General features: G+C 42.8%; 11 protein-coding genes and 1 rRNA gene. 6 read left to right on the top strand and 6 right to left on the bottom strand.

The features are described 5' to 3' along the window. From BLT91_RS26725 to BLT91_RS26715, 3 genes are all read right to left on the bottom strand, one after another. Window positions 1-187: ribosomal RNA gene (locus BLT91_RS26725) — 16S ribosomal RNA — on the bottom strand; the annotation flags it as partial. A 439-nt stretch (window positions 188-626) separates the two neighbouring features. Continuing rightward, window positions 627-935 carry a YwmB family TATA-box binding protein gene (locus tag BLT91_RS26720; RefSeq protein ID WP_090826836.1) on the bottom strand — a complete coding sequence of 103 codons (309 nt, stop codon included), beginning with the start codon at window positions 933-935 and terminating at the stop codon, window positions 627-629. Window positions 936-1061: 126 nt separating this feature from the next. After that, window positions 1062-1451 carry a VOC family protein gene (locus tag BLT91_RS26715; RefSeq protein WP_090826834.1) on the bottom strand — a complete coding sequence of 130 codons (390 nt, stop codon included), beginning with the start codon at window positions 1449-1451 and terminating at the stop codon, window positions 1062-1064. A gap of 250 nt (window positions 1452-1701) precedes the next feature. On the opposite strand from BLT91_RS26715, the gene BLT91_RS26710 reads away from it, so the two are divergent. Both BLT91_RS26710 and BLT91_RS26705 read left to right on the top strand, forming a co-directional pair. Continuing rightward, window positions 1702-1980 carry a hypothetical protein gene (locus BLT91_RS26710; protein WP_090826832.1) on the top strand — a complete coding sequence of 93 codons (279 nt, stop codon included), beginning with the start codon at window positions 1702-1704 and terminating at the stop codon, window positions 1978-1980. Window positions 1981-2119: 139 nt separating this feature from the next. Continuing rightward, window positions 2120-4270 carry a 5'-nucleotidase C-terminal domain-containing protein gene (locus BLT91_RS26705; RefSeq protein ID WP_090826830.1) on the top strand — a complete coding sequence of 717 codons (2151 nt, stop codon included), beginning with the start codon at window positions 2120-2122 and terminating at the stop codon, window positions 4268-4270. Window positions 4271-4348: 78 nt separating this feature from the next. Here the strand turns inward: BLT91_RS26705 and BLT91_RS26700 are convergent, their stop codons facing one another. Then, window positions 4349-7066, bottom strand: a complete 2718-nt coding sequence (locus tag BLT91_RS26700; protein WP_090826828.1) for a response regulator — start codon at window positions 7064-7066, stop codon at window positions 4349-4351. A gap of 94 nt (window positions 7067-7160) precedes the next feature. Here BLT91_RS26700 and BLT91_RS26695 point away from each other — a divergent pair, with 94 nt between their 5' ends. The 4 genes from BLT91_RS26695 to mscL all read left to right on the top strand — a co-directional run bounded on the left by BLT91_RS26695 (window position 7161) and on the right by mscL (window position 9446). Further along, window positions 7161-7703 carry a pyridoxal phosphate-dependent aminotransferase gene (locus tag BLT91_RS26695; RefSeq protein ID WP_254777147.1) on the top strand — a complete coding sequence of 181 codons (543 nt, stop codon included), beginning with the start codon at window positions 7161-7163 and terminating at the stop codon, window positions 7701-7703. Window positions 7704-7949: 246 nt separating this feature from the next. Then, window positions 7950-8330, top strand: a complete 381-nt coding sequence (locus tag BLT91_RS26690; RefSeq protein WP_175532538.1) for a hypothetical protein — start codon at window positions 7950-7952, stop codon at window positions 8328-8330. Further along, a complete protein-coding gene (locus tag BLT91_RS26685; protein ID WP_090826822.1) occupies window positions 8314-8817 on the top strand; it encodes a hypothetical protein in 504 nt (167 codons plus the stop codon). Before BLT91_RS26690 ends, BLT91_RS26685 begins: the two co-directional genes overlap by 17 nt. A 161-nt stretch (window positions 8818-8978) precedes the next feature. Next, the gene (mscL, locus tag BLT91_RS26680) at window positions 8979-9446 is read left to right on the top strand and encodes a large conductance mechanosensitive channel protein MscL (protein WP_090826820.1); all 468 of its coding nucleotides are present in this window, start codon (window positions 8979-8981) and stop codon (window positions 9444-9446) included. 39 nt (window positions 9447-9485) lie between these two features. Here mscL and BLT91_RS26675 read toward each other — a convergent pair whose 3' ends face one another. Beyond that, on the bottom strand, window positions 9486-10244 hold the full coding sequence (locus BLT91_RS26675) for a (S)-benzoin forming benzil reductase (protein ID WP_090826817.1): 759 nt from the start codon (window positions 10242-10244) through the stop codon (window positions 9486-9488). An 89-nt stretch (window positions 10245-10333) separates the two neighbouring features. After that, a complete protein-coding gene (locus BLT91_RS26670) occupies window positions 10334-11140 on the bottom strand; it encodes a hypothetical protein (RefSeq protein WP_090826815.1) in 807 nt (268 codons plus the stop codon). Window positions 11141-11142: the final 2 nt, after the last annotated feature.

The raw sequence follows: 11142 nt of genomic DNA, 5'->3' as shown, positions 1-11142 counted from the left end.
TGCGAGAAAACCAGTTATCCGGTCTTAGCTATCGTTTCCGATAGTTATCCCGATCTTATAGGCAGGTTACCTACGTGTTACTCACCCGTCCGCCGCTAACTTATCCCGAAGGATAAATCCGCTCGACTTGCATGTATTAGGCACGCCGCCAGCGTTCGTCCTGAGCCAGGATCAAACTCTCCATAATAGTAAAACTATTTGAAAGCTTAATTGCTCATTTGCGTTGCTAGCGAGATTTTACAATCTCTTTTTTGGTCGATTACTCGACCGTGCTTACTCACTCGTTGTTCAGTTTTCAAAGATCAATTTCTTTCGCTCACTGCCGTGTTACCGAAGCAGCGAGAAGTAATATACCACAGATCGTCCATCAATTGCAAGAACTTTTTTTCTTGTCATTTTCTGTCGTTGTCTGTCGGAAAGCTATAATAACATACGTTGCTGATTGAATGCAAGTCCCTTTTAATGGTTCATGGTATTTGCTGCTTCAAAGCAACGAGGACTAATGTAACACGTAGAGAAACCAATTACAACCCCTTCGGAAATGTTCCGCAATTGCAATTGTTTTGAATGTTCCTACTTGAACATACAACAAAAAAGGATGCATCGACTGCACCCTCGCTCTCTCTTTAGTATTCCATTGTAATAATCGGTGTCCCTACGGTTAAACGCCATAAGCCAGTTATAAATTCCTGATGAAGAGCATTCTGCAAATTCACCTTTTGATTTCCGCTCATTATTGAAGACTTAAATTCAGAGGAAGCTAGAGATGAACTTAACGTATTCACATCCCCATAGCTTTCAACAACTGCCCCTTTGAGCGCATGAGCCATACTATTCACTAAATCAGATGAGTTATTTTGCAAGGAGAACACTTCTGAAGAAACATATCCTTGGGTCATCACATTCCAATTGCTGTTCCAACTTTCCAGAAACATCTAAACGCACGCAATACTGTATAACAGAGAGAAAGCAGTCAGAACTTTTGCATCAAAAAAAGCACCTCTTTACTTGAATCTACAACTCTAGTAAAAGGATGCTATATCTAGCAGATTATAATCGGATCAACGTGTAGATTGAAAGAATTCGATGCGTTCTCCGTCTAAACCATTAAAGAAGAAATATCGGGATCCATTCGGGAGAGTTGTAATTTCAGCATCCAACTGCTCGACTTGCAGTCCTTTAATTCTTGTAAATTCTGCTTCAATATTATCCACGGTAAAGGCTAAATGGTGAACCTTCCCCTCTTGCGGTAATCCCGCGTTATAACCCTCAATTAATTCAACTTCGGTTTCATTCTGCGCTTCAAAGCCTAGAAAGCCGAGTCGAATCACACCGTTCGTATGTAGCAAAGTACTTTTGTGCTTAAGTCCGATTACTTCTTCATAGAAATGAATCGATGCTTCCAAGTTTGCTACCATTACACCGACATGCTCCATTTTCAAAACTGCCATTGTACATAACCTCCTAAATTCATCTACTTCTATTGTAACGAAAAGAGCGCGGGAGGGCTAGGTAGCAATTAAGAGATGCTTGTAAGCATCATTCTATCAACATCTCCGTTTCCAATCAAAAATTGTATATTTAAGAAACTAAGACAGTATCAGGACATTACTATATATGTGATAGGTTTATAAAATTTGGCCTTAGATCCCAAAGTCATTGTATACTAGAATAAGAGGTTCAGATTGGAGGGTACATAACATGAGATTGCTAAAGCTTCTTCAAATCTACGAAGTGGATGGAATTACACCCAAGCATAGGTCAGAACGATTCGATTTTGATGAGATTCAAGGGCAGACTTTTCGTGAAATGAACCCTACCGAGGTCGGGTCCCCAATGATCTTATCAGGTATTCATCGCTATATCCCCTTCAAAACAACTAGAGTTCAAGCGATAGACCAGGACGGACTGGATTTCCGGGTGCTAACACGTAATACCATCTATCATTTTGAAGTTTATACGGACCGCAAAGCCACGTAACCTTTGGAAGGTGAATGGCTTTTTTTGTTTGTTTTAATGATAATAATTTCTTCACTTCTCAAAATCTACCATTTTCCTTTATACTATAGATGGGCTAATTAAACAACGTTCTATTATATGAAGGAGGACTTTTTCCCACATGAAAAAAACATTGACCACTCGCCTTACTGCACTTGCTCTTGTAACCTTTCTTACTAGTACTTTCGCTAGCAGTCTAGCATTTGCCGAAACGTCAGCACCAGCTTCTACCGTTACGATGAAATCAGACATGCGTCTCGCCATTGATAACGGCGCTGTTGAGGGCTACGGGGATACCGATTACCGTGGCGCAAACGCGGCTACACGTGCTGAAGTCGTAACGATGATCAACCGTGCTGCCAAGCTGAAAAGTGCAGACCTAGGTACAGTTACGTTCACAGATCTTGCAAATTGGCAAAAACAAGCTGTTGCGAATGCTGTTGCAGCTAAGCTGATTAGTGGTTTTGCTGATGGTACGTTTCACCCGAATGCTTCCATTACTCGTCAAGAGCTTGCTGAGTTGATTGTTAAAGTCATAACTGGCGGCCAACTGCCAAAAGTGAACGAGAATGTGTTGAACTACTTCAAAGATTCCTCTTCTATTGCTAAAGAATCCCGCCCTTATGTCGCTTATGCCGTCATCAGCGGTATTTTTGCGCCTACCCTCGATGGTAACTTCAACCCTTCTGCTGAAGTGACTCGTGATGAAGTAGCGAAGGCGCTTAAGCCCATTTTATTTAAAGTCGTAGACATTTTAACTACCAATGATATTCACGGTAAAATCGAAGTTGGCTTCGATAAAAAACGAAATCAAGGTCAAGGCGGTATCGAGACACTCGGAGGTATAGTCACAGATTTCCGAGCTATAAATCCAGGTGGCACGGTAGTTGTTGATGGCGGAGACGCTTGGCAAGGTACGCTGATTTCCAATACAACGAATGGCCAATCCGTTATGGATACGATGGCTCAAGTGAAATATGATGCTGCCGCTATCGGGAACCATGAGTTTGACTTCGGCCGCGACGTTCTGATCGACAACATTAAGAAAGCTAAATTCCCAATTCTCGGAGCTAATATTATTGATGATAAAACAGGTAAACGTGTCGACTGGACACAGCCTTATGTGATTGTTGAAAAAGACGGCCTGAAAATCGGAATCATCGGCTTCGCAACACCACAAACAACGACAACAACCAAATCAACAAACATTGAAGGTCTCTCCTTTGTAAATCCGGTTCCCTTGGCAAAAGAATTGTCCGCTGAACTGCGAGCTAAAGGCGTTGACATCATTATGGTTACCTCCCACCTACCAGGTGAACAAAACCAAAAGTCTGCTGAAATCATCAGCGAGCTTGCTGATCTAGCAAAAGGCACTGGGAATGGCACTCTAGATGCGATTGTTGGCGGTCACTCACACATGCGTGTTGCCGGCATCGTAAACGGTATTCCTGTGGTTGAGGCTCAAAGCTGGCTATATGCGGTTGGTCACATTCAACTGTTTGTAGACAAAAAATCAAAGCAAGTCGTTTCCTCCAATGCAAGCTTGCTTGAAACCTATACGAACCTGACGACTGCTGACGCGAAGATTCACCAAACGGTTGAGGATTACAAAGCTAAAATCTCTGCAAAATCCGGTGAAGTAGAAGTCGTTGCTGCAGAACCCCTTGGTCGTAAGTCCTTCCGTTTTGCGACGAATGGCGGGGTTGACCGCGATGGCGCTTCACAATTAGGAAACAGCATCACGGATGCGATGCGCGCTTCCGAGAAATCTGACATTGCCTTCACCAATATTGGCGGTATTCGCGCTGATGTGGACAAAGGTGAACTGACGTATGGCAAAATGTTTGAAGTGTTCCCTTTCGGCAATTACAACGTTACGGGAACAATGACGGCAGCACAAATTAAAAAAGCATTGGAAGTGACAGATAAATATACCAATCTTCCGGCTATTCAATTCTCCGGCTTGAAAGTAGAGTGGGATAGCACGAAGCCACTCGGCGAAAAATATTCAAAAATCACCCTGGTTGATGGTACGCCTATCTATGTGGATGGCAAGTTGAATACAGATCGCACGTTCAAGGTAACTACCAATGATTTCATGGCAACAGGCAATGGCGACGGCTTTACAGTATTTGGTGAAGTGAAGGATTGGAAAGATGGCGCCATCATGCTGGATGCTTGGGTAAATTACGCTAATTCCTTAAAAGCTGCTGGCAAAGAGCTGTCTGTGCAGGACGATGGTCGCGATGTGCGTTTGGATCTGAAGAAGTAAGCTATTATTACTAATTATTAACCTCATTAAAAAAAAGATCTTTGACCCTGTCCATTTAGGATAGAGTCAAAGATCTTTTTACTCAGCTAACCAAACTCGCATTAGCGACAACAATTGGTTTAAATTCAGCGGTTTACTTATATAATCGGAGGCCCCTGCTTGTAAACAAATATCCCGATCCTGTTTCATGGCTTTGGCTGTTAATGCTATGATTGGCACTTTCTCATAGCTGGTGTTTTTCCTAAGCATACGCATAGCCTCATAACCATCCATAACCGGCATCATCATATCCATAAGGATAAGATCGATATGCGAATCTTGCTGAATAATAGTCAGACATTCCTCTCCATCATGCGCGACGCTGACTAACATCCCTTCTTTTTCAAAAGCATTGCTTAATGCAAAGACATTACGCACATCATCGTCAACGACAAGCACTTTCTTTCCTTTCAACTTGCTTGTCTCTGCCAGAACGACTGCCTGCTCATTATCACCCCCTTGAGATGAGTCGTATAGCGTTGGCAAATGCGCTGCTGCTGCTGCTTCCTCCAGTGCAGTCTTAAAATCATTTATCCCTGGTTCCAATGAAGGAACGTAGAGCGTAAAGGTACTTCCTACACCTTCCTCACTTCTCATCCCTATACTTCCTCCAAGAAGTCCGGCTAGCTCGCGGCTGATCGAGAGGCCAAGACCCGTTCCTCCATACTTTCGATTGGTTGTACCATCGGCCTGTCGAAACGGTTCAAAGATAAGCATCTGTTTGTTCGGAGAAATGCCTATCCCTGTATCGCTTACCGAAATAGCAAGGACTTGTCTATGCTTTGCTGAAGGTAGGAACTCCGAAATTTGTTCGGAGTCACACATACTTATGTTCACTTGAACACTGCCATCATGTGTAAACTTAAAGGCATTAGACAGCAGGTTTTTAAGAATTTGACTTAGCCGTTGTTCATCCGTATGAAAGATATCCGGCAACTTTGGATCTCGCTCAATGTTAAATGTGAGGTTGCGCTGCTCGGCCACCTTCGCAAATTGACTTTGGATGAGAGCAGGAAGTTCTTTAAGGTTCAATTCACCTACATGAATATCTAACTTTCCGGCTTCCACTTTCGATAAATCAAGAATGTCGTCAATGAGCAGCAGCAGATCCGTCCCTGAAGAATGAATAACACGGGCATATTCTTCCTCTTCCTTTGTCAATGTCCCCATTTTATTTTCTTGCAGCATTTGGGATAAGATAACCACACTGTTAAGAGGGGTCCGAAATTCGTGGGACATATTAGCCAAAAACTCCGATTTATACCGAGAACTTACCTGCAGCTGAATCGCATGCTCTTCAAGGGATACCTTGATACGCTCAAGTTCTCTCGACTTTTCTACCGCGCATCGATTGTGCTCCTCCAACTGTTCATTCGTCATATGCAGCTCTTCTTGTTGGCTTTGGAGCTCTTCTGTTTGGATCTGCAGTTCTTCCGTCATGATCTGGTATTCTCTCAGCAGCCGCTCCACTTCGACGCGCGTTTGCACACTATGTACGATCGTTCCCAGTACTTGAAGTATATCTTCAAGCAGTTCCAGCTGCTGCTGCGTAAACCTATTTAAGCTTGCTAACTCCATAATGGCAATGACTTCATTGTTATGTTTTATGGGCACAATAAGCACACTTTGCGCCTTCACGGCTCCAAGTCCGGAAGTAATCTTAACGTAATGATCCGGCACATTCATAAAGTGAAACATTCGCTTCTCTAACGCACATTGCCCGATAAGTCCTTCGCCTAATCGGAATCGTTGGATCCCGATGTCATCACTCTCCCCCATCACTGCGTAAGAAGCCAATTTAATCATGGCATCTATCCCTTCATGCGTAGAACGAAGGTAGAAGAGACCGAATGATGCACCGAACAGCTCAGCAGCTTTACTAATAAAAGATGTGCCCAAGGTCTCCAGATCGGATATGCCTTGAAGCATATGAACTACTTCCGCCAGCTTACGCTGCTGCCACTCCATTTCCTCTTGGTTCTCCAGCAGCATGTTGGTAGCCTCTGCGAGATCTTTCACCTCATCATTCATGGTGACATGTATGCGCAGGGAATGATCTCTCTTGAATGAGCTTAACTTCAGAATACTTTTTGTAACCTGCTTAATCGTTCCAACAATAGATTGCGAAATCAATAGCGCAGCGGTTAATGAAAATATCAGTAACACTGTTAACATCACAAATAAGGAAATCGTAAGCATCTTATTCTGATCGTCTAATTGCTTGGCTCTCTCCTTGGTAAGCCCAATCTCTATGTTTCGAAATCGATCAAGCTGTGAACGTATATCTTCGACATTTTGCTTACCCAAATAAAAATCATATAAATCGATGCTTTCAGGACCTATAATCTTTTTCATCAATGGGGCCGATGTCCCTCCAACTTGCATTACCCAACGCTCAATAGAATTTTTAATAGAAACTAAACTTTGCTCCTGTACGGCGTTATCCCTAGTAAGTTGACTAAGTGTCATGTAGGATTGCCGCCAGTTAGACTCCCCATTGTTATAAGGTTCAAGATAGGTAGGATCTCCGGTTAACAGATAGCCTCTTTGTCCACTTTCCATATCCATTACGAATTTTTCGATGCGATTGATTTCATTATGAACGGCAAAATCATGCTCAATGATATAATTTCTATCTGTTTGCATCGAAGTTACTTGGTTAAACACTAATGTAAACGAAATGCTTATACAGACGATAATGAAGATGTAGCCAAGCATTATTTTGGATCGGATACCAAACCTCTTCTTTTTCCCCATCCCGCTGAGTCCTTTCCTTTGTCGGAGTACGCTTCATTATGTATTATACTACTCTCCTAAAAGTTGGGATATGGGTTTTTATGTCCTAGCACACATGAAACCTTACTCTCCCGGAAAACCAATTTGGGAAGTTCAGCGGGAATTAGGTATTGAGAAAGTCACCAAGCTTGCTTCCAACGAAAATCCATTAGGCCCGTCCCCTCTAGCACTTACTGCAATTCAATCTTATCTGTCCGATATCCATCGTTATCCCGACGCGGACACGGTTGATCTCAGAGCCGCTATTGGAAATAAGTGGCAGTTTAAAGTCCTTGTCACTAATGGTGCAGATGAACTCATTACGCTCATTTCGGAGACGTTCTTGGAGCTGGGAGATGAGATTATAGTGCCTTCTCCAACTTTTAGCGAATATAAATTTGGGGCTAATTTGATGGGTGCACGCGTAGTTCACGTACCGCTTTGTAAAGATTACAGCTATGATGTCGACGATATACTCGCTGCTGTAACAGGACAAACCAAATTGATCTATATTTGCTCACCTAACAATCCAACAGGCACTTATATGAAGAAACAGGATTTGCATCAACTTATGGATAACATCGGACGATCAGCTCGCGCTGATTGGGGCGCTCCATGAAGTGCTGCATGAAGCTAAGGTTGATAAAAGGGACAGATAGGTTAGCTGCATAAACCTCTATGGATACTTCGAATGTATATGAATTCCCTAAATTGTACAATATAGACATCATTCACCTTCTTTATAAAAAAGGGGATTCCTATGGCTCTGTCCATCTCTATCACACTAGTGATAATCATTGTACATATTTTCTGTTTTCTGAAGAAAAAACTGTCTTTCCTGCAAAATTCAATCGTATTTATGATCATGGCTATTGCTACAAAAAATTACATAACCATCATGACAATGGAATTGAAAATGATTAAAACAACAGAAGACAATTTCTTATTCGTTTTTTTACTCATGTTTCGAGAAATGATAATTCCCTTAATCGTACTCATTTTTACAAATGCCTACTTGTTAACTCCCTCTTGGAAGAAGAGGATATTACTTTTTATTGTTGTTTTAGCAGTCATGCAAGGAATGGATTATCTTACCATTCATTTTAAAGTGATTCAATTTATCAAATGGAATTTTATTTGCGCTGCAATTATGGATGCCGCTTTCCTCCTATTCGGTTTAATGCTTGCCAAAACAGTATTGTATCTAAAAGAATGGGAGCGCAGAAAACATGAAAGTCGTGTATGATAATTCATTTAATGCAAATGAATGGTTTGTCATCTTGTCCCTTTTATCCTTAAACATACTCGTCTTCATTATCCCGAAGATCTTTTCTCTATTAGAAGGAACAGCACATTATATTTATGGCTTTTATATTGGCATGTTCTTTGATCATACGATTGGTATTCGACCGTGGGACTTTTATGATGTTAATGACACTTCAGATTATCAATTCATTGATTTTTTGAGTTATTTTATGTTTTGTCCCTATAGTTATTTTTATATATATCTCTATGAGAAGTTAAACATAAAAGGATATATGCATCTCATCTATGTTTTGTCTTGGACTTGCTTCTCACTTGTGATGGAATGGATCGGAGTACAAGTTGGATTGTATCATTATGATAAGGGATATAAAATGTATTGGTCGGTTCCGATTTATTTATTGGCTGAAAGTATGCAAATCATTTACTATCACTTCATTAAAAGAAAAGAAAACTTCAAACGATTATAGAACCTTTACTGACCTTTTCGCGTATTTCGATAGAATCAACTTTTTCTCCATGGACATATTCGACCTGAGGAAACAGAGCCCTTGCCAACCCTGCAGCCATTTGTTTGGGTACAACCGAATATGGTACAATGCTAACAATTATTGTCTCATGGGGGTAAGCGATGCTAAAGGAATTTAAGAATTTTGCATTCAAAGGAAATATGGTAGATTTAGCCGTTGGGGTTATTATCGGGGGGGCTTTTGGGAAAGTCATTACTTCGATCGTGAATGATTTAATTATGCCGTTGATTGGACTTCTGCTCGGTAAAGTGAAGTTCAACGATTTATTTATTTCATTAAACGGCGTTCACTACGACACTTTAGAGCAAGCAGCTAAAGCTAGTGCGCCTACTTTTAATTATGGTCAATTTATTTCGACTTTCCTGGACTTTCTTATTGTTGCTTTTGTTATCTTCCTTGTTGTCCGACAGCTTAGCAAGTTCCGTAAGAAAGAAGAGCCTAAAGAAAAGGCACCAACGACAAAGGTGTGTGCGCACTGCTTGTCCGATATTCCGGCACAAGCAACTCGCTGTAAATATTGTACATCCGAGCTCTCATCAGGGGCGGCTGTGACGGGGAGCATTCAGTAGGACTGCAATATGATGGGGATAGGAAAGCCCGAATCGGATTTACGATTCGGGCTTTTTTGTTCGTAGATCGGCGATCTCGCCTTGCGCGAAAGCATTCGCTTGCAGCAGGTTGAGCAGCTGCTTCGCCGTAGCTTCGGGCGATTGCAGATCGCCATTTTTTTGAAGCTCAACGAACCGGCTCACCTGCGGGAAGTCCTCTTTGGATGCAGCGCGAATCTCCCGCTGCATATCGGTGTCAACCACACCCGGTGCTATGGAGAATACCTCCACCGGGTAGGGCTGGTTCTCCTGCTCGACGCCAATACAGCGCGTCAGCATGTCGAGCCCGGCCTTAGCGGTGCAGTACGCACCCCAGCCGGGATAGGGCTTCTTCCCCGCGCCCGATGAAATATGGACGACCCGCTTCACAATCGGCAGCGCCTGCGTATGCCGAATGAAGCTGTTCGTCAGCAGCGCGGGCGCGACGAGATTGATCTGCAGGCTGCGCTGCAGGTCGTCATGGCCGGCTCGGCCGATCGATGTCATCGGCTCGAGCTGGCCTGCGTTGTTGATGAGCGTGATGGTATCCGCTTCATCGATAGAGCCGAGGATTCGCTCCATCAGCGAATCCAGACCTTGCGTTTGCGCCAAGTCGTAAGCGTGGAAGGTGAGTTCACCTTCCGCGCGAAGCGCCTCTTGGCGCAAGGTCTCGCTCTCGCTGCGGGAAATGCAGTGAACCGCAGCGCCCTGCTGTAAGAGCTGCTGCGTCAGCGCAGCTCCTAGACCTTTAGAGCCTCCCGTTATGATATAGGTAGGCATGTGTTAAGCACCTCTTTTCGTATGGGGATCGCATGGAATTTAAGGCACCTTTACCACGAAAGGAACAGTAAATACTTTGCCATCTTTAATTAAGGCACTTTCACAACAAAAGGTACGGTAAATACTTTACCGTTCTGCTGGAATTGTCCCCAAATCTTATATACACCGCTATGCGGGAACGTCGTCATAAATTTGGCATCCGGTCCTGACGCCTTTTCATCTGCAGGATGCACATGCAAATAATTTTCTGCATCTTGGGTTAAGATTACAACGTGGCCAACTGCCCCAAGGTAAGGCTGGAGATCCGTTATTGGTTGTTTTGACTGAGCGTTTTTAATGTTGAAGTTCAAGTTCAGTTCCATGTTTGCCATTAGGTGATCAACCGAAAGCGTGACTTCCTTCCCGTCCACTACTTTAGTTAGGATTGCGTCTGGCTCAATGGCTTTTGGCGCGGGAGCGTTCCCTTGAACTGTAATCCACTGGCTCTTATTCATTGCTCCCATACCCGTTGGAGTGATATCGGCAATCACCTTGAACTCACCGGCTGTTGGGAATTGTGTTGTAACAGTAAACTCGCCATTTCCTTTATAATCTGGGTGAATGTGGTTAAAGAATGACAAATCCTTGCTTACAATGATAAAGTGCATTTGTTTTTCATGCACAGTATCAAATTTATCAATCGCTTTACCGTTTTTGTCCTGAATTTTAATCGTAATAGTCGTATCTTGGTTTGGCAGTGTTTTATCACTAGAAAGCTTAAACTGAGCTTGTACATTTCCTGCTTGCGAGGAACTTGCCTCTTTTGTCATACCACTATGGTCCATCGAAACGCCTGATTTTCCGCATGCCGTTAAGAGCGCAGCTGTAAGTAAAATCGAAATTGCTACTTTTTTCATGA

The sequence above is a fragment of the Paenibacillus sp. yr247 genome, assembly GCF_900103825.1.
Classification (GTDB): Bacteria; Bacillota; Bacilli; order Paenibacillales; family NBRC-103111; genus Paenibacillus_E.
This window is presented reverse-complemented; position numbering and strand designations above follow the sequence as displayed.